Source organism: Myxococcales bacterium (genome assembly GCA_016706225.1).
Classification (GTDB): Bacteria; Myxococcota_A; Polyangia; order Polyangiales; family Polyangiaceae; genus JADJKB01.
Window position 1 is genome coordinate 1 of record JADJKB010000008.1, and the last position, 26,661, is coordinate 26,661.

The 26,661-nt window shown below is 68.4% G+C and carries 24 protein-coding genes; 14 read left to right on the top strand and 10 right to left on the bottom strand.

The window, feature by feature from the left end; genetic code table 11:
* Nucleotides 1–340 precede the first annotated feature (340 nt).
* Entirely contained in the window at nt 341–631 is a 291-nt protein-coding gene (locus tag IPI67_14150) for an SEC-C domain-containing protein (GenBank protein ID MBK7581341.1), read from the bottom strand.
* A gap of 279 nt (nt 632–910) precedes the next feature.
* Nucleotides 911–1,879, bottom strand: coding sequence for a tyrosine-type recombinase/integrase (locus IPI67_14155; GenBank protein ID MBK7581342.1), 969 nt, complete (start codon nt 1,877–1,879; stop codon nt 911–913).
* A 661-nt stretch (nt 1,880–2,540) separates the two neighbouring features.
* Here IPI67_14155 and IPI67_14160 point away from each other — a divergent pair.
* Nucleotides 2,541–3,260, top strand: a complete 720-nt coding sequence (locus IPI67_14160; GenBank protein ID MBK7581343.1) for a DUF4325 domain-containing protein — start codon at nt 2,541–2,543, stop codon at nt 3,258–3,260.
* Nucleotides 3,261–3,390: 130 nt separating this feature from the next.
* Here IPI67_14160 and IPI67_14165 read toward each other — a convergent pair whose 3' ends face one another.
* Nucleotides 3,391–3,873, bottom strand: coding sequence for a hypothetical protein (locus IPI67_14165; protein MBK7581344.1), 483 nt, complete (start codon nt 3,871–3,873; stop codon nt 3,391–3,393).
* Nucleotides 3,874–4,220: 347 nt separating this feature from the next.
* Between IPI67_14165 and IPI67_14170 the strand changes: the two genes are divergently transcribed.
* From IPI67_14170 to IPI67_14185, 4 genes are all read left to right on the top strand, one after another.
* Complete coding sequence (locus IPI67_14170) at nt 4,221–5,030, top strand: hypothetical protein (GenBank protein MBK7581345.1); 810 nt, start codon at nt 4,221–4,223, stop codon at nt 5,028–5,030.
* 97 nt (nt 5,031–5,127) lie between these two features.
* Complete coding sequence (locus IPI67_14175; GenBank protein ID MBK7581346.1) at nt 5,128–5,298, top strand: hypothetical protein; 171 nt, start codon at nt 5,128–5,130, stop codon at nt 5,296–5,298.
* Between the two features lie 1,283 nt (nt 5,299–6,581).
* On the top strand, nt 6,582–7,175 hold the full coding sequence (locus IPI67_14180) for a CBS domain-containing protein (GenBank protein ID MBK7581347.1): 594 nt from the start codon (nt 6,582–6,584) through the stop codon (nt 7,173–7,175).
* Between the two features lie 12 nt (nt 7,176–7,187).
* The gene (locus IPI67_14185) at nt 7,188–9,302 is read left to right on the top strand and encodes a protein kinase (protein MBK7581348.1); all 2,115 of its coding nucleotides are present in this window, start codon (nt 7,188–7,190) and stop codon (nt 9,300–9,302) included.
* Between the two features lie 184 nt (nt 9,303–9,486).
* On the opposite strand, the gene IPI67_14190 is transcribed toward IPI67_14185, so the two are convergent.
* Nucleotides 9,487–10,632 carry a hypothetical protein gene (locus IPI67_14190; protein MBK7581349.1) on the bottom strand — a complete coding sequence of 382 codons (1,146 nt, stop codon included), beginning with the start codon at nt 10,630–10,632 and terminating at the stop codon, nt 9,487–9,489.
* A gap of 121 nt (nt 10,633–10,753) precedes the next feature.
* Here IPI67_14190 and IPI67_14195 point away from each other — a divergent pair, with 121 nt between their 5' ends.
* On the top strand, nt 10,754–11,365 hold the full coding sequence (locus IPI67_14195) for a TetR/AcrR family transcriptional regulator (GenBank protein ID MBK7581350.1): 612 nt from the start codon (nt 10,754–10,756) through the stop codon (nt 11,363–11,365).
* A 194-nt stretch (nt 11,366–11,559) separates the two neighbouring features.
* On the top strand, nt 11,560–11,859 hold the full coding sequence (locus IPI67_14200; GenBank protein ID MBK7581351.1) for a DksA/TraR family C4-type zinc finger protein: 300 nt from the start codon (nt 11,560–11,562) through the stop codon (nt 11,857–11,859).
* A gap of 47 nt (nt 11,860–11,906) precedes the next feature.
* On the opposite strand, the gene IPI67_14205 is transcribed toward IPI67_14200, so the two are convergent.
* Entirely contained in the window at nt 11,907–13,370 is a 1,464-nt protein-coding gene (locus tag IPI67_14205; GenBank protein ID MBK7581352.1) for a phosphodiester glycosidase family protein, read from the bottom strand.
* Nucleotides 13,371–13,914: 544 nt separating this feature from the next.
* On the opposite strand from IPI67_14205, the gene IPI67_14210 reads away from it, so the two are divergent.
* The 5 genes from IPI67_14210 (at nt 13,915) to IPI67_14230 (ending at nt 21,106) form a co-directional block, all read left to right on the top strand.
* A complete protein-coding gene (locus IPI67_14210) occupies nt 13,915–15,108 on the top strand; it encodes a hypothetical protein (protein ID MBK7581353.1) in 1,194 nt (397 codons plus the stop codon).
* Between the two features lie 1,783 nt (nt 15,109–16,891).
* Nucleotides 16,892–18,436, top strand: a complete 1,545-nt coding sequence (locus IPI67_14215) for a hypothetical protein (protein MBK7581354.1) — start codon at nt 16,892–16,894, stop codon at nt 18,434–18,436.
* Nucleotides 18,437–18,652: 216 nt separating this feature from the next.
* A complete protein-coding gene (locus tag IPI67_14220) occupies nt 18,653–19,123 on the top strand; it encodes a hypothetical protein (GenBank protein ID MBK7581355.1) in 471 nt (156 codons plus the stop codon).
* Nucleotides 19,120–19,551, top strand: coding sequence for a hypothetical protein (locus IPI67_14225; protein ID MBK7581356.1), 432 nt, complete (start codon nt 19,120–19,122; stop codon nt 19,549–19,551). Before IPI67_14220 ends, IPI67_14225 begins: the two co-directional genes overlap by 4 nt.
* 199 nt (nt 19,552–19,750) lie before the next feature.
* Nucleotides 19,751–21,106 carry a hypothetical protein gene (locus IPI67_14230; GenBank protein ID MBK7581357.1) on the top strand — a complete coding sequence of 452 codons (1,356 nt, stop codon included), beginning with the start codon at nt 19,751–19,753 and terminating at the stop codon, nt 21,104–21,106.
* Between the two features lie 107 nt (nt 21,107–21,213).
* On the opposite strand, the gene IPI67_14235 is transcribed toward IPI67_14230, so the two are convergent.
* Nucleotides 21,214–21,633, bottom strand: coding sequence for a hypothetical protein (locus IPI67_14235; protein MBK7581358.1), 420 nt, complete (start codon nt 21,631–21,633; stop codon nt 21,214–21,216).
* A 170-nt stretch (nt 21,634–21,803) separates the two neighbouring features.
* On the opposite strand from IPI67_14235, the gene IPI67_14240 reads away from it, so the two are divergent.
* The gene (locus IPI67_14240) at nt 21,804–22,226 is read left to right on the top strand and encodes a hypothetical protein (GenBank protein MBK7581359.1); all 423 of its coding nucleotides are present in this window, start codon (nt 21,804–21,806) and stop codon (nt 22,224–22,226) included.
* Nucleotides 22,227–22,541: 315 nt separating this feature from the next.
* Nucleotides 22,542–23,195 (top strand): hypothetical protein, encoded by a 654-nt coding sequence (locus tag IPI67_14245; GenBank protein MBK7581360.1) that lies wholly within the window; start codon nt 22,542–22,544, stop codon nt 23,193–23,195.
* Nucleotides 23,196–23,280: 85 nt separating this feature from the next.
* Here the strand turns inward: IPI67_14245 and IPI67_14250 are convergent, their stop codons facing one another.
* From IPI67_14250 to IPI67_14265, 4 genes are read right to left on the bottom strand one after another with little or no spacing between them, the layout of a single operon-like run.
* Entirely contained in the window at nt 23,281–24,300 is a 1,020-nt protein-coding gene (locus tag IPI67_14250) for a hypothetical protein (GenBank protein ID MBK7581361.1), read from the bottom strand.
* Entirely contained in the window at nt 24,297–25,046 is a 750-nt protein-coding gene (locus tag IPI67_14255) for a hypothetical protein (protein ID MBK7581362.1), read from the bottom strand. The genes IPI67_14250 and IPI67_14255 overlap by 4 nt, the downstream gene beginning before the upstream one ends.
* Nucleotides 25,043–25,627, bottom strand: a complete 585-nt coding sequence (locus IPI67_14260) for a sigma-70 family RNA polymerase sigma factor (protein MBK7581363.1) — start codon at nt 25,625–25,627, stop codon at nt 25,043–25,045. Before IPI67_14260 ends, IPI67_14255 begins: the two co-directional genes overlap by 4 nt.
* A gap of 48 nt (nt 25,628–25,675) precedes the next feature.
* Entirely contained in the window at nt 25,676–26,641 is a 966-nt protein-coding gene (locus tag IPI67_14265) for a hypothetical protein (GenBank protein MBK7581364.1), read from the bottom strand.
* Between the last annotated feature and the right edge of the window lie 20 nt (nt 26,642–26,661).

A 26,661-nucleotide genomic window follows, 5' to 3' on the forward strand; every position in this document is an offset into this window, starting at 1 on the left:
GAGGCTTTCGAGCAGCGCGGTGGTGCGCTTCTGAGAACCTAAGCCCGCCAGCGGACGACGTAGCGTGCGATCGTCGGGTACGATGATGCGCTCGGCCGAAGAACTCGGAGGGCAGTGCATCCAGCGCCCATGCCCGGAGTCGGGTCGAAAGCTCGTTTGACAGCGCCAGGAGCGCGTGCGCACGGTTGGTCGAAGCCCCGACCGCAGAGCGGCGCGCAACAAAGCCGAAGGGCGAAGCAGGCTTCGTATCCTGGCCCGGATGTACGAGGTAATCGCCCCTACGAAAGGAATCGCCTCGGTGAACAGTGACTCAGGCGGGTCATCAAGGCGTAGCGCTTGCCTAACTTCCCGGGACGCGCGTAGCGCTTCCCGTAGGTCTTGCACCTGGTAGGATGTCGTTGTGCCTTTGGACGCCGTGGCAGCCACTCGGATCGCATGTTCCAAGCTCGAAACGTGATGGCAGTTCTCCGGGTGCGCGAGCAGGCCACCCAAAGCGCTTAGGGCGGTGATGGGCGAAAGCGGCGAGGCCCAACGCACCAGCGCGTCCGGTGCTTCGGGCGCGCCGCAGCACTTTGTACTTGCGACCTGATCCGCAGGTGCACGGGTGGTTCCGGCTTTTCCCCGAAGGCATCCTCTTCTCAGCGCACCGCTTCTATGTGGAGGCGGGTTTCGAGCGCCAGGGACCCGCGACCCCGAGCCGCAACGCGAGCCCCGTGCACACCACCCCGCACAGCCACCCGCGAAACGGGAGGGAACATCCAGGCCGCGTCCTCGCTAACCTGTGGATTTGTAACGGGTCGACACGACCGTCACCGCTCGACGTCACCTTGCCAAGGTGGACGTCGAGAGTTCGAATCTCTTCTCCCGCTCAAGCAAAGCAGAAAAGAATCAGCCGGTTGGCGTGGATGCGCTAGCCGGCTTTTTCGTTTTTGGCACCACCTCCACGATCCGAAGCACCACCTGAAGCACCACCTACTGTGGGAAACGCACCACTTTGGTGCACTCGATCACTACCCGAGTCGACCCCGCGCGCTCCGAACAAGCTGATGACGCGCCCGATGCTCTCCCGCTGCTCGTCGGGTTGGACCGTCGAGTAGTGGTGCTGCATCCGCTCCGTGAGGTGCCCCGAAATGCTGCGCGTAACGAGTGACTCGACCTTTGCAGCTCGAGCCAGATCGTTGAACGTGCGGCGCATCCCGCTCTGCGTGAACGAGTACCCCAGGCCGATGGCTTCCGAGACCTCGGCGAAGGGCTTGTTGAGCACCGTCGGTGACCGATAGCCACCCGTTACGGACGGAAAGAGCAGCTCGGACTCCGCTTGCTGCGGGGTGACGAGCTGCGTGCCCACGTGCCACTCCAGGACGTCCAGAACTTCCTGCGGCAGATCGATGGTGTAACGGGTCTTCTGCTTGGTGGTGTTCAGGGGCGTATCGCCGAGCGTTTGTGAGCGGCGGACCAGGAGCCGGCGCTGCTCCCACAGGACGTCCGGGGTCGGCCCCGTGCGCCTGAGGGGTCGCAGTGACGACGGGCGCAGGCCCGTCGCCAGCCCGAGGTAGGTCATGGCGTAGTGCGCCGGGTGGAGCTCCCGGAGCGCTGCCATGAACTGCGGCACCTGCTCGCGGTTGAGCGAGTTCGGTGCCTCCTCGGGGTAGGTGACGTGCTCGGAGGTATCGAAGTCCGGCACGCCCTCCGTGAAGGCCTCGGGGAGCTTGAACCGGCGCTTGGCCTCCTGCGCAATGACGCGCAGGACCGAGAGCCAGCCGTTGGTCGTGTTGGGCGAGTAGTCGCCCGCGACGATCAGCTCCACGACGCCCTCGCGCCACTCCAGCACGTGCTCGCTCCGGATTTGATCGACGAAGCAGTCGCCGAAGCCGGGCACGTGCCGAGACTCGTCGGCGGTAACGGTCCCTGTGGAGACAGCGAACCCGGTCGAGCTTCATCTCTTCGAGGTCTACGCGGCGCTGGCAATGGCACGCCGAGGTGGAACACGTTCCGGACGCACGAGACCCACGGTCGAGACCTCATTCCGTGGGACGCTGTGGAACGGCAGGGAAATACGCGGCAGCTTCGGGACAGGTTAGATGACCGAAGTCGTTGAGCTCCAATGCGTTCGACCACTCCCTTTCCCCGATCAGTTGCCTGGTGGCTTCCTTGCGCGACGATTCGGGCATGGTCGATTGCGGAGTGGCCGACGCCGGAATCGGGATCCCTGGCGCCCTGCGCCAGAGCCTTCGGCCCGACATCCCGGGCGGTCAACAGACCGACACGGAACTGCTCGTGCAAGCCGTCACCAGCGGGTTGACGTCCAGGAGAGAGCGAAGCGGCGGGCTCGGCCTCGGAAACGTCCGGCAACAAGTGGTGATGAGGGATGACGTGATGACGAAACGAAGCCTTTCGGCCGCAGCATCGTTCGGGCCGGGTCTTCGCGTTCGGGGCGAGGAACCAGGATCCCGGCTCAGAGGGACGACCGTTCACGCACGCTTCGACCCGAGGCGACCCTTGCATGCCGCGACGGGCCACGAGCTGGTGGAGGTGTTCTAGTGCCGCGCCTCGAAGTGGAAGCAATCTGCGGTGCAACGCGCGTGTCCCGTGCGGATGGTGCCAAGCTGCGCCGGGCCATCGAGAGTGTGTGGGACACCGGCGAGATCATCGACGTTGATTTCGGCGGAAGTGCGATCGCATCCGTCTCGTTTCTCGATGAAGGCGTTGGCCTTTTGGCAAGACGGTTTCCGCTGGAAGTGCTGAAGCGTCGGCTGCGCATGATCAGGCTGTCGGAGCCTGACCGAGCGCTATTGAATTCGATCTTGGTCTCACGAGCCAGGGAGCGAGACACTCATCTGTGGCGCGGAGCTCTCGGGGCGGAGGAATGGGTCGCTGACGTGCTTTGGGATGACGGTGCGCTGCTTGGGCTTCGCATCTGCCGCGCGGCCGGCGACGCCACCGGTGGAGACGAGAACGCCTGGTGGGACTACCAAGCGAAGCACTTCGCGGGCTGGGATGCCCCGCCACAACTGCGTCCGGAGATCGAACGGGCTCTCGAGGCGCGTGAGGTCGCGATTGAAAACGCTCGTCGTCGGTTGCTGGCGTTGGCCGCAGAGGCCGCATCATCGAGTGGCAGTACGAGCGCGGAGCAGATCGTAACGCTCGAGCTCGAGACCTTGGACGATGTCGAAGCAGCCAGGCGCCTCGCGCGACAGGGCGCGGCGATGGTCACGGGGCACAGCTGCGTCATCCGAGTGAAGGCTTCCGCGGCAGAGTGATCGCCACACTGGTGGTCGGTAGATGGGCTCAAATCAGACATCTGAAGCGCCGGGGCGACCGCGGGTCGGGCCGCCGCTCTGGCCGCGGGGGCCAGGCCAATCTCATGGAGGCAGTGGCCGCCATGCGCGGTCAAAGCTTTTTCGATGTGGAGGAAGTGGCGGTGCTGGCCCGCGCGCACTCGATCTGCGCACGTAGCTCGTCGGGGCGACGCACCATCACCGCGATCGAATCCGCGCCGGCGTCGCCCTCGAATCGCACCTTGACCAGACGGAAGGGCGTCGCCTTGCCCAGGTGCGTCCGCGTGAACGAGACCTCGACGATGCGCTCGAGCGGGATGACGACATCCCGTTCCGGCAAGTACTGGAAGAAACAAAGTTCGGCCGGTGCGAGCGCCAGCGCTCCGTTGCCCCGGAGCTGGGCGCGCCCCCAGGACTCCACGCCGAAGCTGTTGGCGGAGTAGTCGCAGCTGACCAGCGCGTGCTCGTCTGGGTACCGCGCGCGGACGCGCTTGGACAGCGGCGCTCGCATGGCCCCCACGACCAAACGCGGGATGAGCGCCAGCATGGCGAACAGCGCGGCGACGGCGCCGACGATGACCAGGGCGATCCACATCAGATGAAGTCGAAGACGCGGGGGTTCGGGGGTTCCTGACAGCTCGACCCCGGGGCCAGCCGCCGCGAAAGCAGAGCATGAGCCAGTTCGTGCGCGCACGGTGGAAAAAGTGAAGGGGAGAGTGCAGCTGCGCGCCGCCGACCTGCACCGACGGGCTGAAGAACGGCGAGGATACCGTGGCAACGTCGACTTCGGCAGCGGTAGCAAGACGACGGGCGAGGGAGGCTCGGGCCTCCGACGCAATTCCTGCCCACGGCACGAGCGCCCGGAAACAGTCGACCCCCTCGCGCCAGGCAAGTAGCCTCGTCCGCGTCGTGGCGTTTGTCGCGAGCAGAACAGGAGGGGCCATGGCCAGCGAAGACGGAAAAGAGCGACGCGATTCGAAGCCGGACGCGGACGAACCGGATCAGACAGAAGCCAAAGCCGACCCTGCCAAGGCTGACGAGCCCAAGGCTGACGAGGCTGACAAGCCTGTCAAAGCCGACAAGCCTGTCAAAGCCGACGAGCCTGACAAAGCCGACGAGCCTGACAAAGCCGACAAGCCTGACAGAGCCGACGAGCCTGTCAAAGCCGACAAGCCTGTCAAAGCCGACGAGCCTGACAAAGCCGACGAGCCTGACAAAGCCGACGAGGCTGACGAAGCTGAAAACACCGACAAGGCTGACGCGCACGAGAACGAGGCCATCGACGGCGGCAACGGTGAAACGAAACCCGCGCCCGCGAAGCAGGCGAACAAGTCCAAGTCCAAGGGCAGCAAAGCGGCCGTCGCGCGCAAGGCTGAGCCAAAGCCGGAGCGCTCCAGCGAGGAACGACCTGTCGACGCGCGCCCAAAGCAGGACGAGCCGGCGGCGTCGTCGAGCATGTTCTGGATCGCGGCCATCGGTGTGGCAGTCCTCGCAGGTTGGTACTTTCTGCGAGACCCGGAGCGACCGGCGAGCTCGACCCCGACGGCCACGCCCACGGCCGAGCCAAGCCCGGCGCCGGAGCGTCCGACGCTGGCACCGGCTGAAGCGCCCCCGTCGAAGCCGACGCTCGACGTGTCACCAACCGCTAGCGCGCCCCCTCCGGCCGCTCCTGACGCCGCGGCCGCCGTCGCCATCGACGCTGCGGCGGCAAAGGCGGAGGAACCTGCCCCCAGCGCAGCCGGCCGGAGGTGAGGAGTTCGATCGCAGGGCCGCGTTGAAGGCGCTGGCCGCGAACGGTGTGAAGGCCGGACGGTGTCGGTCGGCGGAAGCCCCCTCCGGCGCCGCAACGGTGAGCGTCGTATTCGACCCGAACGGCCAGGTTCAGAGCGCGAAGATCAACGCCGCCCCCTACGCCGGAACCCTGACCGCCAAGTGCGTCACCACGAAGATCGCCGAAACCACGGTGACACCGTTCAGCGGTGGGCCTCAGACCGTGTCGATTCAGGTTCAGCTCTACTAGCCAAACCACGGCGAACCGTGCGCCCTGTTCGAGGCGAGCTGACGTTACGCATCTGGCGCGTCGGCTCGTTCGCGACTCGACGGGTGGTGGAGGCGGAAGCACCGACGGTCGCCTCGCCCGGGCGCGTCCATCGCGTGACCTCGCTCACGGCACAAGCGTGAAACCGTACTCGAAATCGCGCGAAGCTTGAGCGACCTCGACGTTCTCGATCTTCACCTTGTCTCGCCGCCAATCGCGCGCGACGCGAAGGCCGGCACGCCGACCGTCCATTGGCTGAAGGTCGAAGGCACCAGTCCTCGCCCAGAGTGGCCGTCACCGGGCTCGGTTCGCTGGACCGAGCCCGTGCATGCCGCGCGATCTGCGAGCATGACGCGAGCCGTCGCCAGCACGCGGGCAGCGGAAGGTCGCTCGTGAGTGGCCGCGGCGCTAAGGCGCGCAGACGCCTTGGCGTATGGTCATGGGGCCGATGGAGGGCATGCACGCACGTGCGCCGGGCGCGTGCGCGACCGGCCAAATCTGCGTCGGCGGCGTCTGCGGCATCCAGTGCGCGGGAGGAACGAGCAAGTGCGCCGGTACGGTGCTGGACCTCTCCGCTGTCGTAGCTCCCCTTCTTTTTGCCGCGCGCTTGGCGCGCTAACCCGCGTAGCCTCAGCCGATAAAACTCAAACGCCGACCCAGACCAGACCGACGTCGTGCCGCAGCAAAGCCGTCGTTCACAGCAGGGGGAAGCGGGGAGGGCGCGCGGCATCGGGGGCTCGTCTGCGAGATGCTTAGCATGACAAGCTTTGCGTGGCTCGCGGGCGGCGCCTTCGCCGTTCGTTTTTATTCATGAGGCTCGCGGCGCACCCGGACGCCAACCCCGCGCCGAGTCGAACCCTCAGCGGGGCGTCATGCCAGCGACGAGGCTCTGCCCGAAGACGCTGTAGCCGCTGGCATGCAGCCGCCTCGCGCGCGGCAGCTTCGACACACGCGCCCGCGCGACCGGCACGATCGTTGCTGCGATGTGCTCATGATCTCCGTATCTGCGCGAAGACAGGAAGAGAGCTGGGGAAATTCGCCCCGAAGCGTCGCCCGTGTGAACCAGAGCGCCCCCCCGCCGTCCGTGCACCCGTGAGCAAACGACGCTCGTGTCGACACGCGAAATCCGGTCAGTTCTTTTCGCTCGGGGTTGCGTGGCCCGCGCGAAGTTCTAGACTTACTGAGCGCGCTTGCTCAGCCAAGTGCCTTCGAGAATCGCTTCACATCAACCTGGCTCGATGGTGCCAGCCACTAAAGGGGTGGTGATGGATAACGCGATACGACCAAGGGCGGAGCACGCCCGCCAAGTTCAGCTCGCCCGAGCGTCGCAGCCCGCGACCGAGAGCGGGCCCAGCGTCTCTCGTCTGATGTGCCGCGATCCGGTGCTGGTCGACTTCCGCATGCGAGCCGACGTCGCGCGCCGACTGCTCCGGGCTCGCGGCGTACACTTTGCGCTGGTTGCCCGGGACCGCCGCTTGTTCGGCGTGGTGTTCGGGGAAGCGCTGGAGGCTGCTCGTCCGTTCTCGTCACTGGAAGAGATCGCGAACCGCAATCCGCCGCGGCTGCTCGAAACCGACACGCTGGAAAGGGCGGCGAAGTTCGCCCTCGAAACCGGCGCGGATGGTCTGCCCGTGATGGCGGAGAACGGGGAGCTCGTGGGGGTCTTGACCCGGCGTCAGCTGCGGACTGCCGGGTTTTTGCCGGGCGAGCGCGGAATCGATTTGTGCTCGTCGTGCGGCAGCACCCACGACTTGGACGCGTCCACGGAGGGCGCGCCCGCGTTCTGTTTGGAGTGCCTGCGGGCAATCCCGAGCGACACGCTCAACGAGGTGTACGGGACGCTCGGCGGCAGCGGCTGAGGGGACCCCGCGATGAAGCCTGTTGTCGCCCAAGCCACACCCTTCCGGGTCATTCAAGGAGGTGCCGCCACCGGGGCGGAAGTGTCGGGCGGACTGGTCGGCAGCTACCTCGGAGAATACCGGCTGGTCGAGTACATCGGCCGCGGCGGCATGGCGGACGTCTACGCCGCGGTGCGACAGGTCGCGCCGGGGGTCACCGGGCGCTTCGCGCTCAAGCTGTTCCTGCGCAAGCTCGGAGAAAAGGAGCGCCTGACAGACCTGTTCTTTCACGAGGCCAGGCTCAGCACGATGCTGTCCCATCCGAATCTGGTGAAGGGCTTCGACCTCGGAGTCGCGGATGGCTCTCCCTACCTGGTGATGGAGCTCGTCGATGGCGTAGCGTGCGACGTGTTTCAAAGCTGGGGCGGCGCGCATCCGCTCCCGGCACCGCTCGCGCTGATGATCGTCAGCCGTGTGCTTGGTGCCCTCGACTTCGTCCACAACGCCGCGGATCCCGCGGGTCGGCCCCTCGGCATCGTTCATCAAGACGTGTCCCCGGACAATGTTTTGGTCGGGCGCTTGGGAGAGGTGAAGCTCGGCGATTTTGGCGTCGCGAAGAGCGCGCTCGGCCCCAGCCTGCCGGCTCCGCGGCTGTTCGGAAAGATCGGCTACATGTCGCCGGAGCAGGTCGGCGGCCAGCCCACGGACGCGCGAAGTGATCTGTTCTCCGCCGGCGTCGTGATGGCGGAGTTGCTGCTGGGCCATCGGCTGTTCGACCGCGACAGCGAGCTGGAGCTCCTGGTCCAGGCGTTCGATTGCGAGGTGGACGACTCCCTGGCCGAGCTGCAGCCGCGCGTCCGTGCAGCCACTACCGACGTCCTGCGACGAGCGTTGGCTCGCGATCCCGCCGCGCGCTTCCAGACCGCCAAAGAGTTCGAGCGAGCCGTTCGCGAGGCCGCGATCCAGCTGGGTGACCTCCCGACCGAAGTGGACTTGATCGTGTGGTTGTTGGAGCGCGGTCTGGTCGGCAAGGCCAGCGGAGTGCGAATCGCCGCCAATGCCCGGGGCCGAACGGCAGCGGATGTCGAAGGGAAGATCGACGCCGCACGGCTGATGGTGATGACCGCGCGCGCGAATCCAACCCTCGGGTGCGCCCCCGAGCGGCTGACCCTCCGCGTCAGTCCCTCGACATTCACGGTGCTCGAACCCAACGGCAGGGTTGCGGGCGGTCTCTCCCTGGCCCAATTGCTGGGCCACCTGGCGACTGGCCGCTTCCGCGCGGGCGCGGAGGTCTGCGAGCTCGGTGGGCCACCCAAACCAGCCCGCTCCGTGGCAGCACTCCGCTTCACCGCCAACGCCCCTGCTTATCAGTTCGACGATGCGGCGGAGCAACGCGTGGCGTGGCGCATGCCCTTCGAGCGCACGCGCTTGCCGTCGCTGCTCTTCAGCTTGGCGCGCACCCGCGCCACCGGGCTCTTGGCCCTGAAGGCCGGGCCGCGGCACAAGCGGGTTTATTACCAGGACGGCTCGCCTTGTTTCGTTGCCAGCACCGAGCCTTCGGAGCTGTTCGGCAGGGCGGTGCTCGCGGCCGGGATCTTGGATGAAGACCAGCTGGACGAGGTCGTGGCCTGGGCGGCGCAGCAAGGTCGACGCCTCGGAGACGCCCTCGTTGCGAGCGGGCTCGCGGCGGCAGGTCCAGTCCTCCGACTCTTGGTCGCGCAGTTCGAGCAGCGCTTCATCGAGATTGGGAACTGGGTCGAGGGCAGCATCTCGTTCACGCCCGGCTTGCGGCCGGGGCTGCGGGCTCCCAGACGGATCGGCTCAGCGGGGTCGTGGCCTGCTGCCGTCGTCCGACGCTGCTACTCCGACGCGGAGGTCGAAGCGTTGGTGAACCCGCTCCGGGGGCTGCCGCTGGTTTTGTCGGGGAAGCCCGAGGAGCACGACCTCGGGCTGTTGGCGCATGAGCATACCGTACTCGCGCGGCTCGAGGAGCCGTGCGAGCTCGAAGCTCTCGAACAGAGTCTGTGTAGAGACGGAACGGCAACCCGCAGCCAGGCCCAGCGCGCGCTATTTTGGGGACTCAGCGCGGGACTGGTCGTGTCGACGAGCCCCAGCGAAAATGTGGGGTTCATCACCAGCTCCTCGTGACGGCCTCTCCCTGCGCGAGCGCTCGCAACCAGGCCCGCGTACCCTCGACGCATGTCCCGCGTTCTCTTCGCCGTGGCGTGCTCGGCCATCTTTGCGATACGCCCGCGTTCGACCGTCGCTGCGCTCGCCAAGGCCCAAGGCGACGCCACCACGGTCGCGGCGCGAAATTCGCCGGGGCGCCGCGTCAGCGCGCCGCCCGCCGCCGCCCCAATGCCACGAGCCCGAGGCCGCCGAGCAGCAGCCATGGGTTGCTGGCGTCACCCCGAGCTCCGCGCACGCTGCAGCCGCCGTCGGGCTCCGGTGAAAATACACCCTCCTCGGTCGCGCCATCGCCTTCTTCCTCGACGCCCTCGGCCGGATCTCCGCCAGAGCCGGCCGCCGCACTGTCGCCCGCGCTGCCGCCGGATTCGCTACCGCCCGACCCGGCTCCAGCGTTGTCGCCGCCAACAGAACCGCTTCCGCCCGAGTCGCTTCCACCAGACCCGGCTCCACCCGACCCGCTTCCACCCGTGCCGCCCAGTGTGTCCTTCGGCGCCGGTGCGACCAGGGCGTCGTGCATCACCAGATAGATGGACGGGTTGTAGAAGAACTCGAAGTGACCGACGAAGCCATTGCACAGGCCGATGTTCTTGGCGCCGGGAATGATCGACGACTCGTACGGTTGGATGTACTCGTCGGTGCAGCTGTAGATGGAAGTGAAGGACACATCCTGGGGCAGGGGAGCATTGTTGACCGCGTTCAGGAACTTGCTGCCCGGTGATAGGTCGTGGAGCGCGGGCCACCCGGCGATGGTCGCTGCCATCGGCGCTTTGGCCACGCCGTGCTGCGGCGAGATGAAAGTCACCATTCGCGATACGTTCTTGTTGCCGCCAAGCGATTGAATGTAGTGGCGGGCGATCACGCCTCCGGTGCACTCAGCAAGAATGTCGATGGTGTCTTGCTTGTAGTTCACCTTGAGCTTTTCGATCACTTCACCGAGCCACTTGGTATTCTGCTCCAAGTCCCCGCTCAGCAGATCCGGTGGCTCGTAGACGACCGGAACGAAGCCATCGCGCTGGAGCCTTGCCTCGATCGGCTCGAACCATTTCGCCGGAATCGTCACTCCGGTGATCAGCAGCACCACGCGCGGCGTGGTGAGCTTGGGCGGGCCCGGCTCGAGCTGGTCGATCACGAGCTCGCTCTCGTATTTCTTCAGGAAGGCGTTGCCCCAATAGTGGGGGTCTTTGACGTTGCCCGGGGGCAGGTCGTCGCAGGCAGTCGAGGCGAAAATCATCATCGTGGCGGCTAGAATCTGCTGTCCGGTCTTCATGGTGTTGCTCTCATCTTTCATGAATGAATATTCAGTCAGGAATTGTGAGAGGTCTCTTTATGGATGAAAAACATCCATGTCAAACCGATTTTGTGCCGCCTGTTGACAAGTTTTTAAAATCATTCGAATATTCATTCAAGAAATGTCTACCCCAGCCAAGCGCGGTCGGCCCCCCGACCGCCCGGACCGACGCGAGTCGGTGCTCGACGCGGCTCTGCATTGCTTCGTGGATCGCGGCTTCTACGGCACGGCGATCCCCGAAATTGCCAAGCGCGCTGGCGTGGCCGCCGGCACCATCTATCACTACTTCGACAGTAAAGAAGTGCTGGTCAACACGCTCTTTCGCACCTGGAAGATGGCGATAGCTCAGCGCGTCTTCACGAAGTTCCCCCACGAGGCCGGCGCGCGCGAGCAGTTCCGCGTCATGTGGCACGAGATGATCGCCTTCGCACGCGAGAACCCCAGCGCCTTCGCCTTCATCGAGCTACACAACCATGCGTCGTACCTCGACGACGAGAGTCGCGCCGTCGATGGCACCCTGAAAGGCTTCGCTCGCAGCGTAATCCAGCAGGCACAGACCGACGGCCTGCTCAAGCCGCTCGACGCGACCGTGCTGATGGAGCTCGTGTTCGGCGCTTTTGTGGGCATGATGCGGGCGCACTGGGAAGGTCGCTTCGAGTTGAACGATGACGTGATCGCTCAGGCCGAACAAGCCTGCTGGGACACGGTGCGCGCGCCGCGCACCCCGGAGTAAGCCGGCACCCCTGCGGGGCCGGGTTTCGGATCAATCATGGGCTGTCTTGTCGGGCCCGGCGCTCGGCCTCGAGTCTCGGTCGGTCTCCTCGGCGCGGCCTTCGTCACCGCGCCAGCGGATGGCGCCGCAGCGGCAGTGAACGGAGCGGCCACGTGCTACGTTTCCTGCTCACGACGAGCAGAGAGGAGTGTGCCATGGCTGTTGGCTGGGCTCGCGACGGGGCAGTTCAGGAGCAGATCGACGCGACGGTGGAGAGTGAGATCGCTCGCGTCCGGAGCCGGCGACCGGTGACCGAGAGCCTCACTCACTGTGAGGACTGTGGCGAGGAGATCCCGAGGGCGCGGCGCGAAGCCGTTGCGGGCGTGCGCCGCTGCGTTCAGTGCCAGACTGACCACGACAACCAGCAAGTTGCGCTGAGCCCGTACAACCGGCGCGGCAGCCTGGCCACTTCGCGCGTCCGCGCGATGATCACGGGCCGGCACGGCCGCACGTGAAGTGTCGCGGCCGGCGTCGGTGCTGCCGGGTTTGGCAGTCGATGCGCTCAGAGCGTGTCGCGAGCTGATGCTCGAGAACGCCCTGCTGCCCGGCGGCCTGATCTCCGCCACGCCATCAGCGCGAGCACGAACGACAGCAGGCCTTGCCCCGGTTGCGTCGAGCGGGGCAGGGGGCGCGTCGCGCAACCTTCACTGCCATCGCTCATCAGCTTCGTGCGCTGGCCGCTGCTCGGAGTAGTGGCGTCGCCGCCCTCCCCGAGCGACGGCTCGCCAGCCCAGCCGCCCGCACCCCCCGTCTCCGACTGTGGCGGCTCGGCGAGGTCGACGACCGTGACCTTCAGCCAGTTGACGTCGTCCTTGGGCCCGCCGGAGTCGGAGAACCACGTGACCGCTTCCTGTACCAAGTTCAGGTGTTCGACATACTCGCCAGGCTCGTCCGGCGCCTGCAAGGTGAAGCTGAAGCGGCCGACTGCGCTCGGTAACACGTCCTGGTCCAGCACCGCGAGGCGGTTCGGGCTCGGCCAGCTCGAGTGGGCGAACACAGCCTCGTGATCCCGCGGCTCGCTCGTGCCGAGCTTGGTCACGCCGGCCTTCCAGGTGGCTTTGCCGGTGTTCTTGTATTCGAGATATCCGGTGGCCTCTTCTCCCGGTGAGAGCGTCATTTTGGTGCCCCCTGGCCAGCCTCCGGCGCCCACGAACTCTGCGCGATAGTCCGGGACAGGACAGTGCGCCGCGGCGCCGTTGCCCCCGGCGAAGAGGGCCAGGTGGTTCCCCACCGTGCGCTCGCCGGTGCTGTCCGACGGTTGACTGATCACGCTGCCACCCAGCCACATCGTCGACGATCCCCCGCCATCGAGGTTCATTCCGTCGTTGGCCCCCAGCTCTTTGAGCAGCGCCGAGAGCTCGTCACAGGTGTAGCCGAGCTGGTTCGCCTTGCGACCATCGACCACGGTCATGACCAGCTTGCGTCGGTCGGCGGACAAGCCGACCGCGGTGCGCGGGTGGCGCGCGGTACACAATGGGTCTCCGTTGTTGTCGCGCTTCACGCCGCCCCAGAGCACGGTGGGGTGACCGCTCACCAGCTCTTGGGCCCACGCTTCGGGACCTCCGCCGGCTTCGTGCGGGTAGATTTCGGCGCGATTCGCGCCGAAGGCGAGCGGCGCGACGTAGCCGTGGTCGCTTCCGCCCCAGACTTGGCCGGCATGCGCCGCCGGACCGTTGGTCGAGTAGTCGGTGAAGCTGAAGAAGTCGCCGTTGATGGCGGCTTGCGCGCCCACCGCCGCGCCAAAGCTGGACGTCTTCTTCTTGCGTTCGCCGGAGGCGGTGCCGCGCAACGAGATGCCCGGCGTGCAGAGATCGACCACGAGCGCGTTGATGTTCTGCGTACTGGTCTGCCGGTGGAGGCGCTTCACACCCGGGAACGGCTCAGACCAGGAGTCGGCGGCGACTGCGGGCGAGCGCACGAGCACCACGCAGGCGACGGCAAGGAGAGCGCGGAGCCACTGGGTCACGCAGAGCACACGAAGCAGATCCCATGCCCACGGTGGTTCGCGCGGATTTGCCCGCAAGCCTTGGGTTCGGCCCGCCAGCTTCTGGTTGGCAGGTGCCAAGCGCGAGTTGCGCTTCCGCGCGACATGCCCTGGCGGCGGCCCTCGTGGACGACACCAGGTCCGTCGCTTGGTCGAGGGTCCATTGACGCGGTGGCCCGCCGATCACGTCGGCGCTGCGGTTCGCTCTCGGCAGCGCCGGAGTTCTCGCCTAGGAAGGGTGTCACACTCGGCCGGGGACCTGCGATGAGACCTGGTTCGACGGCTGAGCCACCGCGCTGATAGGAGATTGGGGACCTTGATGAGAACGACAGGGCTCATGCTGTGTTGCGCGCCGGCACTCTTCGCCGTCGGTTGGGTCTACGCTTGCGCTCCATCGCGCCCTCCCAGCCCGGGCGCGTCTCGGCAAGCGGTGCGTACGGAAGCCGCTGGTAGCCCCACGGCAGTGCGGGAGCCGCCGCCCTCGCCGCCGGTCGCCGAGCAGCAGCCGCCTGAGCCACCCGACCGCGTGCAATTTCTCGCTGATGGCACGCTGGTCGTGACGAGCAAACACTTCCTGTCGGCCCGCACGCCCCGGGGCGAGTCGAAGCACGTGGAGCTGCCCGAGGGTGAGGTCAATGTCGTGGCCTCGCCGGAGCTCGCGGGAGTCATCCTCGCCCGCGCCGAGCGCCTCACTTTCCTGACGACGCCCGACCTCGTCGTGGCCTATCAGGGCCCCGGCACGCTCGTGAGCGATCGGCCCGCAATCCACCTCGAGAAGGAACGTGCGGTGCTCGTGCAAGGTAGCTCGTCGCTGCTGCGACTCGACGCTTCCCGGGTACCGGCGGATGCCCGGCTGGAAACAGTCGTGGCAGTGGCGGACGGGAAACGCCTGAGCCTGACGTTCGTGAGCGACGGACCGAACGACGTCGAAGTGGTGACCGCGTTGCTGTTCGACGCGCAGCGCGGCACCGCGGTGGGCCCTGGCTTACCATTGCGCTTGTACCCGACGACCGCGCCCCGGGCGGCGTACACTCACGATCTCGGCTTCACGCTCGGCAAGGCGGAGGTCGTGCGCTGGGATCTGCTCACCGCTACCGCCCAGCTCCGCGCAAAGGTACGCTGCGCGCCCGATCTCGAGCTCGGCAACCCGACACCGAACTCGACCGGGGACCTGCTCCTCGTGACGTGCGGTGATGAGGGCATCGTACTGAACGGAAAGACGCTCAAGACTCAGCGGCGCATTCCCCGCATCCTCCCCGGATGCGACCAAGGCCCGATGCTGGCCGGCAGTGTTCTGCCGGATGGAAAGACGCTGTTCCTGGAGGGTTGCGGGGGTGTGGCCAAGCTCGATCTCAGGTCGGGTAAGTACGGATGTGCCGACTCTCCGGGTCTGCTCGGCGCGCCCTACCTCGATTTTTCTCCCTCGCCGGGGCACTCGTTGCCGCGCCTGCCCAAGGGTCGCGAAAAAGTGCGCGCGTGCAGCCCCGACGGCGCCGCGCAGCTTGCGCCGCTCGGGCACTCCTCGCGCTATCACGTCGCGCTGGCCGAACGCATGAGCGTCGTCTACGACGGCGGAAAGATCGAGCTCGAGGCAGACAGCCAGATGCCGGTCATCTCCCCGGACGAGGCTTCGATCGCCTACGCACGGGGTGACCGGGTCGTGGTCCGTGCGCTGCCGGCCGGCGGGGTGCAGGCGGAGATCAGGATGAGCGGCCCGTGAAGGCGCCGACCCTCACGCCGGCCAGTCCCGCCGATGCGACTACGAGTCCCGAGCTCTCGACACGCCGCCGCGAGCACCTCCACGACGTGACACTGACCGCAGGCGAAGCCGGTTGGGTTCGCGGTGCTCGCCCCGCCGGGGGCGGCGCCCCGCGCGGCGGGGGGGGGCCAAAGGCCCGCCGCGGGGGCGGGGGGCCGGCGCGCCCCCCCGGGCGGCGGGGGGGGCGCGACAAAAACCGCCGCCCAGCCGGGGGGGCGCCCGCGCCGCGTGGGGGGGGCGGGGGAAGGGGCGGGGGTTTTCCCGGGCCCGGGGGGCGGCCGGGGGGGCCCCCGCCCGGGGCCCGGGGGGGGCCGGGGGGCCCGGGCCCCCCCCCCGCCGCCCCCCCTCCCCCCCCCCCCCCCCCCAGGGAACCGCCCCCCACCCCCCCCCCCCCCCCCCCGGCGGGGGGGGGCCCGGGGGGCCCCCCGGGGCCCCCCCGCCCCGCCCCCCCCCGGCCCCCCCGCCGCCCCCCCCCCGGGCCGCCCCGGGGGGGGGGCGGGGGGGGGGGGGGGCGGGGCGGGGGCGGGGGGGGGGGGGGCGGCGGCGCCCCCCCCCCCCCCCCCGGGCCGCCCCCGGGGCGCCCGGGGGCGCCCCGGGGCCCGGGGGCGGGGGGGGGGGGCCGGGGGGGCCCGGCCGGGGCCGGGGGGGGGGGGGGGGGGGGGGGGCGGGGGGGGGCCGCCCCCCGGGGGGGCGCGGCCCGCCCCCCCCCCCCCCCCCCCCGGGGCCCCGGGGGGCCGCCCGGCGGCCCCCCCCCCCCCCCCGGCCCGGGGGGGGGGGGGGGGGGGGGGGGGGGGGGGGGGGGGGGGGGGGGGGGGGGGGGGGGGGGGGGGGGGGGGGGGGGGGGGGGGGGCCCGGGCCCCGGGGGGGGGGGGGGGGGGGGGGGGGGGAGAGAGCGAAGCCGTCAGGACGGCCGCCGCCCAGGGGGGGGGTGGCCCGGCGGGCCGGGGGGGGGGGGGGGGGGGGGGGGGGCGGGGGGGGGGGGGGGGGGGGGGGGGGGGGGGGGGGGGGGGGGGGGGGGGGGGGGGGGGGGGGGGGGGGGGGGGGGGGGGGGGGGGGGGGGGGGGGGGGGGGGGGGGGGGGGTTGGGGGGGGGGGGGGGGGGGGGGGGGGGGGGGGGGGGCGGGCCCCGGCGGGGGGGGGGGGGGGGGGGGGGGGGGGGGTTGGGGGGGGGGGGGGGGGGGGGGGGGCCGGGGGGGGGGGCCGGGGGGGCCGCCCGGGGGGGGGGGGGGGGGGGGGGGGGGGGGGGGGGGGGGGGGGGGGGCGCCGGGGGGGGGGTGGGGGGGGGGGGGGATCGGGGCGGTGGGGGGGCGGGGGGGGGGGCGGGGGGGGGGGGGGGGGGGGGGCGCGCGGGGCGGGGGGGGGGGGGGGGGGGGGGGGGGGGGGGGGGGGGGGGGGGGGGGGGGGGGGGGGGGGGGGGGGGGGGGGGGGGGGGGGGGGGGGGGGGGGGGGGGGGGCGGGGCCGGGGGGGGGGGGGGGGGGGGGGGGGGGGGGGGGGGGGGGGGGGGGGGGGGGGGGGGGTGTGCTGCTCCGCCGTGGCTGCTTGCTCGCGCCCCACCCGCCATGCCGGCGTCGTGTATCCGGCACTCACCAGCGACCGAGACGCGAGCTGAGCCCCGCTGTGTGTTCCGCAACCACCCATGGCCCCCGGGCGCCCGGGCCACCCGCCCGAAGGCCCTGGGGCCGGGATCTGCGCTCGAGCTGGATGAATTGCGCCGCCGAGGCGTTCGGGCGTAGGCAGGTAGAGCATGCTGAGAAGTATTTCCCGCCGGCGCTTCGGCTTCGCGGTCTTGGCCCCGCTGCTGCCCGTGAGCGTCTCGGGTTGCCGGCGACGCGGCTCCGCACCGGAGTTCCACGACGCAAAGCCTCGACCACCTGACGCGATCGAAATCGACGCGGCCATCGGGGTTGGACCGTTTCAGCGCTTGTCCGGCGTGCAAGGCTCCCCGGCGCCCATCTTGGACGGCGAGCCCACGCGCGTGATCGAGTTTCGCACCGCGGGCATCCAACGTTCGCGCTTCCCGCAGGACTGCTTCCCGAACACGCTCACCCTGGGAGGGATCTTCCCCGACGAAAACGCCGATCCCGACAGCGAAGCGAGCTACCATTTCGAGGCCATCGACAATCACGTGCGCGCGGCGCGGGACGCCGGCGTCCACGTCTTGTGGCAATCGTCCTACGACGTCGGTCGCACCGATCGCTGGGAGGGCGTGAACCTCGGTGGACGTCCGCCCGCCAATCTCGAGCGCTGGGGCAGGGTCGTCGCGCGCTGCCTCGAGCACTTCAACAATGGTTGGGGAAGCGGCTTCGAGCGTTGCGTGGACGCGGTCGAGTTCGTGAACGAACCAAGCGGGCTCGGTGGCTTCACCGGCCCCGACGCCAAGCGTCTCGGGTCGGCCTTCCTGGCGTTCCTGGACACTATCGAGCGCTACAACCGCGCTCACCCGGACAGCGCCGTGCGCGCCGTGGGGCCGGGGATCCCGCTGTCGCTCGCGGAGTGGCCGGACTGGCAGCCACGCTTCGACAAATCGCTCGCCGAGATCACGAAGGCCGGCAAGAGCTGGCCCGTGTTCAGCTTCCACACCTACGGCGACGACGTCTCACCCAAAGCCAACGAGGGCCTGGCGCGGGCCTTCCGTACGATGCTCGATCGGCACGGCATGCGCCAAACCGAGCTCTGGAACACGGAGTGGCAGGCGGGAGATTTTGTAAAAAAGCACCTCTCGGTGACCCCGGCCCGAGCGGCGAGGGCCACCGAGCTCGAGAAGAAGCAGTTCGCCAGCGCTCTGGCTGCCTACGTCGTCGCGTGCAAGCTCCGCTGGCAGGGTGTCGTGAGCGGGTCCTGCTACTACCGGGCGAATGAGCGAGCGTTTCCTCCGGGGCACAAGTCGCCGTTTGCAAACGCTCGATCCGGCCGGGGCGGCTTCTTCGGTTCCGATGGGCAGCCGGGCACCCTCGCCCTTCAGGAGCGACTGATGGGGCTGGTCGCCGATGCGACGCCGGAGCGCTGCAAGACCCAATTCGCCGACGACGGGCTCCTGGCGGTGGCCGGTCTTCGCTCAGCGGACGGCAAGAAGCTGTCGATTCTGGCGTCGAGCTTGGCGGTGCAGTCTCGCGAGCTGGCCATCCACGTGCGGGGACACGCGACGCCCGCCGGTGCGCCGGCGCGCCTGACTTTGCTCGACGGAGATCTCGGCAGCCGCGATCTCCCGGCGTCACCGTCCAAAGACGGCAGCGTCTCCCTCGCCGTGACCATGCCGCCTCTCAGCACGATCTGGATCACGATCGGCTGAGCCGGTAGTGTACGAAAACTGGTCCGCCGCGAAATCAAGCCGCGCCCCGGTAGTAGTGGCTGAGGGTTCCGCCGAGCCGGTCCCGACATCGAATCGTCCGCGCGCCCCCAAATCGCCGGCAATTTCCTGGGCTGGGTTTTCGAACACTACGCGGTGGCGCAAAATATCGCGCAACCCAGCGAGCGCGGTGTCCGAGCACCTCGCATGCCAAATCCAGTGGGATCCCGCGCTGTCGATCAGTTCCGGCTCCGCCCCGAAGCGGAGCCACTTCCCCGAAAAAAACCGGACGCCAAGCAGGAACAGGCTCCCGTCCTGCCGAAGGCCGTGCAGCTGCTCGTCGATCAGAACCGGAAGGCGAGCCGCGCCGCGAAACCGGTTTCCGACGCTTCGGCGATCGCTCGGGAGCTCTCGCGGCAGGCTGGCATCGAAGCCCGTGCCGAAGCTCCCAAGCCCAAGCTGCAACCAATGCCAGCGGGGGCGCGGCCGCCCGCGGCCGCAACACCGGCACAGCCCGACTGTTACCTTCAGGGTGCGAAGGCCAGCGGAACGTGCGGCACGGCGGTGCTCGTCACCGGTGCGGGCGTTGCCACCGGGCCTGCCGATCTCGTCGCGCTCGGAATCGGTGGCTTCATGTGTGGGAATGAGCTGCTCGACTACTATCGTTGCTTGCAGGTCATCAAGCCATGAGCTCTACGATTCAATTTCTGATTGGCGTTGCGCTGGGAGTTGGCTTGGTCGAGCTCCGTGAGCGCCTCCCCCGCGGGGACATCGCGGAGGTGCTCGTCATGGCGTCCGTCGTCGCCCTCGTCGGGGGTCCGTCGGACGGGATCCCGGTGGGCTGGCTTCGAATTGCGCTCTTCATCTACGTCGTCGCACGCTTGCTCACAGCGAGCGCGCCCAGCACATCTCCGGGCCAGTCCGACGGACGTCAGCACTTGGTCCCGTTCCTGCCGAGCCTGGCGGTGGGCGCGAGTGGCGTGTTCACGGTGGCCGCCTGGGGCAAGCTGGCGATGGGGCTGGGCCTGGCTGGCGCTTTCATCGTGTACGGCGGCCCGCGTGTGCGTTCGGCGGTCGCGTTGTTGATGCTCGTCCAAATACTCGATCGGTTCGTGTGAGCCGCCGGCGGTGACACGGTGGTTGTTCGCCCGCGGAAGCGCGATGGACGGTGAAGTTGGCAGGGCTGGCGTGCGCTGGGCGCGAGGACTTCGAAGAAGGCGTGGCGACGTTGTCGACACTCGAACGCGCCCGTGGGCCGCGCTCTCAAATCGGCGCCGACCGTGACCAAAGCGCACCGCGTGCTACGCTCGATGTGGGATGCGGGAGGCGCTGTTGCTCTTTGCCGGGGTCTGCGGAGTCGGGTGTTCGTGCGACATGGGCGGGAACCAAGGTGACAGCGGTTGCGGTGCCGGATTTCCTGGCGCCGACTCGAGTAGCTATGGGGGCTACGGGGCGAGCGGCGGCAGTTTTGGCGGTTTTGGCGGCTCGTTTGGGGGTACTTCCGCGAGCGGTGGGGACGCCAGCACTTGTTCGCCGGACGCCGGCGTGGCGTTCACGACCGACCCGGACGGGGGGTGTGTGCCCAATGGCTGCGTCTTCGGCTTCGGAGACTGCAACGCGGGCGCCGCCACCGACGGCTGTGAGACAGACCTGAGTTCGAGCTCTGTTCACTGCGGCGCCTGCGGGCAGAGCTGCGAAGAAGAAACCTGCTCGTTCGGCTCATGTCATCAACCCGAACAGATACTCTGGGAGGTGGCCTCCGAGGTCACGGCCATGGCCGTGCTGGCTGGGGATCTCTACTTCGCATCGACCGGCAAGTGGCCACGGCTCGGCGTCGTGAAGGCAAGCGGCTCCGAGTCGTATCTCGCCCCGCTCAGCGAGCCGGTAGTCCGAATCGAAGTGCATGGTGAGCTGCTCATTTTCGAGTCCGAGTGGGGTCTGGAGACCTTTGACCTCGCCCAACACAACCAGGCACACGTCCTCCCGAGTCCGCTGTTCGACGCTTGGGCGAGCGACGGCTCGAGCCTCTTCACTGCAACCGAGCTGGGCGGGGCGACCGCGTGGGATGGCGGTTACATCGCGTCCGATGCCGCGTTGGGCGATGCGTCTGTAGAGGACGCGGACGTTGATGCGCCTGCGTCCGATGCTGCCTCGGACGCACAGACTGAAACCCACGTGGTGTTCGAGACCCGTCCAGTCGCCGGCGGCCAAGCGCAGGCGTTCTGGGAGGAGGGCGGTCATGCCGGGGCGATGACCGTCCACGACGACACGCTGTTTGCTGCCCTCGGTTCACCAGGAAGGTTGCTTGCTTTCTCCACGAGCAATCTTCAACCCGCGCTGCTCGCTACCGGCGACTTTCAAGCGTCTGCGATCGGAGTAGACGCCGGCTACGTGTATCTGGCCGACCAACCCGGCTCGCGCATTCTGCGCGTCAGTACGTCCGGAGGTTCCGTCGAGACGCTGACGAACCTCCCCCGCGCCGCGTTCGACCTGCGCGTTGATACCGGTACGCTGTGGTTCGTGCTGCCTTCGCCCGCGGAGCTCTGGGAGCAGCGCACGGTCAGCCCGAAGTTGCTCGCGGGCCTCTTGCGTGAGCAGACGCCGTTCGCCGTCGACGCCACTCACGTCTACTGGTCGTCGCCCGGGGTCGGCGTCTTTCGGATCGCGCGCTGAACATCCGCGCGCCCGCGAGCGCCTCGACCGAGAGCGCTCTTCGTGTGATTGTCGAGGGCACCCCTGACGAGCACGCATGTGCGATGCATTGGGGGCGGTGAGGGACACTACGCTTGCGTCGAGTGGCGCGGTCGCCGCCGCGTGCGGAGCTCCTGCGCGGTCGAGCGCACGGCGATGGCCCAGGCGGATCGGTACGCGGACTCGAACGGCAGGTCGCCGTCGACCGCGGCCTCCACCACCTCCTCGAGCAGCGCGGCTTCGAGGTCGGGCGAAGCGACCGGCAGGCTGACCTGCACGAACACGCCCACAGCGGGTCCCACCAGGTCGACGCACACGCGGGTCTCGCCGGAGCCTCGCTCGACGCTGAGCAGCGCATGCGCCCCGTCACGCAGCCAGATCATCCAGCGGTCGCGTTGGGGAGACACGAGCCATCCCAAACCCGAGCTACCGCGAACGATGGAGCGGGGCTCACCCATGCTGCGCCAGATTGCCAGCTCGCGTACGGCAGGCCGAGCGAGCGTGGCCACGAGAAGTAAGAGACGAAGGCCGCCGGCGCGTCGCCGCCCCGGCTGCAAGGCCAAAGCTTACCTCTCGGTCCCGCGGGCGCCACCCGAGGTAACCCGCCTCCACACGGAGACCCGAGCCTGCCGGGTGTCGGGCGGATTTGTGCGCGCGCGTGATAGGCTGGTTGCCCGCGATGGCGTTGTGGCGGTCGTTTCTTGCTGTGGTGGTTGTCTCGGCATCCGCTGCGGCCTGTGGCAGCGCGTCTGCTGTCGCAGTCGAGCATGCCGCGCGGGACTTCGGCTGTCCGGCGCGGTCGGTTCGCGCTCAAGAGCTGGAGAGCGACCGCTACAAGGTCGCGGGGTGCGGTGACTCCGCGATCTACGAATGCCACGTTGACCAAGGGTGTTGGCGCGAAGGGTACCAGGCCGGTGCGGCCAAGGAGCGCGCGGCGCGTGAGCTGGATTGCCCCGCAAGCGCAATCAACGTGCGGTGGGTTCAAGAGGAGACCTTCCGCGTTGACGGTTGCGGACAATCCCGCGTGTACTCCTGCGACGATGGGTCGTGTGTGCCAGAAGGCAGCCAGAAGCGCGACCTGACCGTCATCGTCGTGCACTAGCCGGCGAATCGAACAGCCGTCCTTCCCGTGTTCGATGGCGCTGACGGTCGACGTGACCGCGATGCCAGCGGCCGGCATGAAGGTCTTGGGGACGGAGAGCGCCGTCGTTCGAGGAACCTTGACCATAGGGACTCCGTCCATCACCTTCTGCACGAGATGGCCCGGCTGCGAAGTCGATCTGCGGGATTGATGCTGGCGTTCGGCGCAATTTGGCTACTCCGGTGCAGCGGGAACACGAGCCCCGATCACCGCGACACGGGGACGGACGCGAACGTTTCGGATGCTCCCGACGACGCGCACTGCGAGTGTTCAGCGATGAACGCCCTGTCCTGTTATTGCCAGGAGCTGTGGTGCCCGGTGTACGAAGCCGCCAAGGAATGCAGCGGGGCGCGGATCTCGATTCGGACTGGTTGCGGCCACGAATGGGTCCAGCGGGGGCATCCGAAGTGGGGATATGGGTACGGTATCTACGCCTTCGACGCGATCTCGCACGAGCTCGTTGGCGTGAAGTCCGAGAACGAGTCGCCGGTCGGACCGTGCAAGAAAACCGCGTATCAAACCGACGGGTTCATCGACCCATGCAGCGCCGCAACGGAGTGCATCCTGTGCGGGCCAACCTACGACGAAATTCCGCCTTGTGCGGATGCCGGCACGCCGGACGGTTCTACCGATGTCGACGCCAGCGCGGTGTGCAAGGGTCTCGACGAAGAAGCGTGCCTGAGCGCCGCGGGGCCGGGAAAGTGTACTGCGCTCTACGGTGCGAAAGTCCCGGGTGGCACCAAACAGTTCGTGGCGTGTCGGTCCGAATGCATGGGCGGAGCGGTCGTTTCGTGCGGGATCGATCCAGCAGGTAGCTGCTGGGTTTTCCCGGACACCTGCGTCCCCGAAGGTTGGACGTCGGTCTTCGAGTGCAATCCCGACGGCGCGCCCGCGTGTGTGGGCGCGCTCGATGCTGGATGGGCCGGTTAGTTCCGGCGGTCACGTTGCTGGTGCGGTGGCGTCGTCGACTCGGCGAGAGCTCTCGCACTTCGTGCACTGCGGCTGTGCCCGATTGCTACTGACACGGTGGAGGCCAGCAGTTGCCCCCCGTGGGGAGATATTGCGAACAGATGTCCACGACCTTGCCGCCCGCGAACTCCGCCAGAGCCTGACAGGTGGGCTGGCCCAGGAGCTTTGGATCAGACCCGCATAAACACACGTCCTTTCCGCCATTGGTGTACTGGAAGCAGCACTCCAACCGGTTCGTGCATTCTCCGTCAGCCGCCCGCTTCGCGGCGTCCGCGCAGTCCGTCGCGTAGGAGTTCCCGTACCAGCCCAAGCCGTCGAATTCCTGGATGAGCTCACCGTTGACCATGCAACTGCACTCCAGGGGAAGGCCCGGATTTGCAGAGCAGCTGATACCGAAATGGTTCTTTCCCACCGTGCAGAACAGCTCGCAGGGTCCGGAGATCAGGGTGTTATAGCTGCAGGTGGTGTAGGTGCCAGTCACGTCCTTCCAGGGGCCTTTCGTATGAACACAGTCACCGAACGCGAGCTTCTCCGCATGGCACTGAATCACCTCGCCGCCGTTGAATTGCCCGATGCCCACGGCTGAGCACTCCGGAAGCGTGTCGTAGGTCGCGTTCGTTCCGCAGATTACCCATTTCTTCCACTCGGCGTCGCAGGCTGCGCCAAGAACGAGATACCCTTGGAGCAGGTCTTGTTCGCATCCGAGGACGAGCTCTGCAGGAGAACATATCCCGCCGGCGTGCCAGCGAGGGCTTGCGTCGCCGCACTGCTTGACCACGTTGGTACAGAAATCGTGGATCAGCTTCGTGCGCTCCACCTGCTCGGGGGTCGGATTGGCGATCGGTACTGCGGGAACCACGTCGCACGTCGACGTTGCGGCGGAGCTACCACCTGATCCGCTCGAGCCAGCGCCTGCGCCCCCCCCGAAACCCGCTCCGGTGCCAGCGTCGGCTGCCGCACCGCCTTGACCCGCGTTGCCGCCGCCTTTTTGGTTTCCCAACGAGGTGACTTGTCCGCACGCAAGTCCCAACAACGAGAGTGCGAGCAGAGCCCGGTGCCAATTCACGGTTGCCGTCCTTTCAGAACCTCGCGAGCGCGGTCGGCGCTCGGCGTCGTGCCGTCTGCCAGGGAAGCCGCAATGCCCTGAGCGGCAGCGCGGTTGCCGCTGGCGAGCTCGGCTTCCATCTCGAGGTACGACGCTTCCTGTCCAAGCTCACCCCGTGGGAAACGCGCCCGGTAAGCGCGCAGTGTGGCGAGCGCTTCGCCAGCCGAGCGCCGGTCGAGCGCAGCCTTGGCGGCGGCGAGAGTGGCCGCTTCGGCGCCCAAGGTGCTCTGCGCCGGAACCGCGGTCGTGCTGCTCGCCGGGACGACGGGATCAGACGCCGCGATGCGCGCGAATCGGCGCACCGGTCGAGGCGGTGGGGTCGGCGCCGCGAACGGCTCGGGGGTCGAAGAGGCAGACACCTCCGGCGCGCCTCCGGGAAGCACCGGGATCGCCTCCGGCGCTTCGCGGGGCAGCGACACCGCGGGCGCGGCGGCAGTGCTCGCTTCCGGTGGATGCTCGAGGGAAAAGAGCGCCGAGGTCGCGACGACGCCTCCAATGGCTCCAGCCGCCAGCCACTGCGCAATGCTCCAGGTGGAGAGCGCAGTCGCTCCGCCAGCACCCGAAACGAGAGCACCGCCAGCGCCGACTAGCCCGGCAAAGATGCGGTCGACCCGTTTGCGATCGGGAAGGTCTTGTCGTCCGCCCCGGAGCAAGCGTGCGCCGAGCGAACTCGGGTCGCCGTCGATCAGGCGCTTGGGTTCTCTCATTTGTGACCTCCGCGGCCCGGACGTTTCGCCTCTAGTCTGGTCAGGCGTGCCGTGAAGTCCTCACGTGCTCGCCGCAACCGCGACGCCACCGTGCCTCTCGGGAGCTCCAGCACCTGCGCGATCTCCTTCGTGGAGAGCTCCTCGATCTCGAACAACACGAACACCGCGCGCAGATCGAACGGCATCCGTTCCAGGAGCTCGTCGAGCAACTCACGGGCCCGGTGGCGCTCCACCAGGTCCTCGGTGTGGGGCAGCTCGATGTCAGGCATCTCGTGCTCGTCCACATCGACGGATGGCTGTCGCCGCCTCGCAACTTCTCGGGCTACGCGCAGCGCTGTCCCGTAGAGAAAGGCGCGCCTCCGGCCCGGGCGGATCGAGGTTTGGCGCTCGATCGCAACGAGCAGGACTTGCTGGGTCGCATCGTCGACGTCGGCCTCGGCCACCCCGAGGCGGCGCAGCAGGCGCCACACGCCCGCCAATTCGTCCCGATCTTGCGCGGTGGCCAGAGCGGCAGCGCCCTCCGCCTTCGCGTCGGCGTCGCCAGACTCGGCCGGGAGCAGGACGTCCGCGCTAGTCACCATGCTTAATGAGGTTCAGCCCTCCCCCTGATCACAAAAAGCGCCGGGCGCTCAGTCGAGGCGCAGCGCGAGATTGACTCCACCGAGCCACCCGACCCACGGGACCCGATGAAACTCGGTTCCGCCGTCCGGTCCCTCGAACACGAAGCTACGGGTGCCTGCGAAAGGGATCCATGGGCCGCCAAAGGCCTCGACTCGCAGCGTCTCGAGCTCGCCTTGGACGCGCAGCAGGGGCCCTGCGGCTCCCCAGGTTGTGTCGCGACGAACGGGTGCGTAGCCGACCGTGTCGAGCCCTTCGCTCTCGACGCGGCCGAGCTCGCCCGCCGCGCACGGTTGCACCGCCCAACGCTGCCCACTCACGAGCGGCCAGACACAGACATCGAGACCCCCGGCGAGCAGGCTGAAGCGCGCTTGCTGCTCCCCGTTGACGACGACCCCGCTGCGCGCATACGCGACGCGGCCCCGCAGGTTCCAGGCGGCGCTCTTGTCACCGAGTCCGAAGAAAGCGTTGCCTCCGAGCAATGGGTCCGGCGCGACGGCCTGCTCCGCAAATCCGCCGGCACCCAGCTCGAGGTACACGTCGCGGCGCTTCGGCGTACGCCGGACCCTGTCTCTTGGTGGCAGCCCGGTCGGCGACGCCCGGACGGTGAGCGGAGCCGCCGTCGGCACAGGTGTGGGAGTCGGCGTCAGCGCTGACGCCGGCGGAGCGGCATGCTGCGTGTCGATGGCCAGCGCAACGACCAACGCGGCCGCGGCGGCTACCTCGCCACACGTCGGTGCATGGAGCTCACGGATCGACTTTACGCCAACGCTGTCCACGAACTCGATCCGGGCCGTCGAACCCGACTCGTCCTGCACGACCTCCACGACGGTCGGCAGATCCAGACCACTGGAATCGCCCCGCAGATGGCTCGCCACTACCGCGAAGAACTGCCGCTCGTCTGGACAACCCTGTGGCGCAGAGTATTCGATCGCGGGTGACGGCTTGGCCAGGGCGACTCCGGGAAAGAACAGCACGCCGGCAAGCAGCCGAGAAC

Excerpts from the sequence above, each read along its gene's own strand:
- IPI67_14150 (MBK7581341.1), bottom strand. The coding sequence starts at position 631 with ATGCCTTCGGGGAAAAGCCGGAACCACCCGTGCACCTGCGGATCAGGT.
- IPI67_14165 (MBK7581344.1), bottom strand. The coding sequence starts at position 3,873 with ATGTGGATCGCCCTGGTCATCGTCGGCGCCGTCGCCGCGCTGTTCGCC.
- IPI67_14170 (MBK7581345.1), top strand. The coding sequence starts at position 4,221 with ATGGCCAGCGAAGACGGAAAAGAGCGACGCGATTCGAAGCCGGACGCG.
- IPI67_14180 (MBK7581347.1), top strand. The coding sequence starts at position 6,582 with ATGGATAACGCGATACGACCAAGGGCGGAGCACGCCCGCCAAGTTCAG.
- IPI67_14185 (MBK7581348.1), top strand. The coding sequence starts at position 7,188 with ATGAAGCCTGTTGTCGCCCAAGCCACACCCTTCCGGGTCATTCAAGGA.
- IPI67_14190 (MBK7581349.1), bottom strand. The coding sequence starts at position 10,632 with ATGAAAGATGAGAGCAACACCATGAAGACCGGACAGCAGATTCTAGCC.
- IPI67_14195 (MBK7581350.1), top strand. The coding sequence starts at position 10,754 with ATGTCTACCCCAGCCAAGCGCGGTCGGCCCCCCGACCGCCCGGACCGA.
- IPI67_14200 (MBK7581351.1), top strand. The coding sequence starts at position 11,560 with ATGGCTGTTGGCTGGGCTCGCGACGGGGCAGTTCAGGAGCAGATCGAC.
- IPI67_14215 (MBK7581354.1), top strand. The coding sequence starts at position 16,892 with ATGCTGAGAAGTATTTCCCGCCGGCGCTTCGGCTTCGCGGTCTTGGCC.
- IPI67_14225 (MBK7581356.1), top strand. The coding sequence starts at position 19,120 with ATGAGCTCTACGATTCAATTTCTGATTGGCGTTGCGCTGGGAGTTGGC.
- IPI67_14230 (MBK7581357.1), top strand. The coding sequence starts at position 19,751 with ATGCGGGAGGCGCTGTTGCTCTTTGCCGGGGTCTGCGGAGTCGGGTGT.
- IPI67_14240 (MBK7581359.1), top strand. The coding sequence starts at position 21,804 with ATGGCGTTGTGGCGGTCGTTTCTTGCTGTGGTGGTTGTCTCGGCATCC.
- IPI67_14245 (MBK7581360.1), top strand. The coding sequence starts at position 22,542 with ATGAACGCCCTGTCCTGTTATTGCCAGGAGCTGTGGTGCCCGGTGTAC.
- IPI67_14255 (MBK7581362.1), bottom strand. The coding sequence starts at position 25,046 with ATGAGAGAACCCAAGCGCCTGATCGACGGCGACCCGAGTTCGCTCGGC.
- IPI67_14260 (MBK7581363.1), bottom strand. The coding sequence starts at position 25,627 with ATGGTGACTAGCGCGGACGTCCTGCTCCCGGCCGAGTCTGGCGACGCC.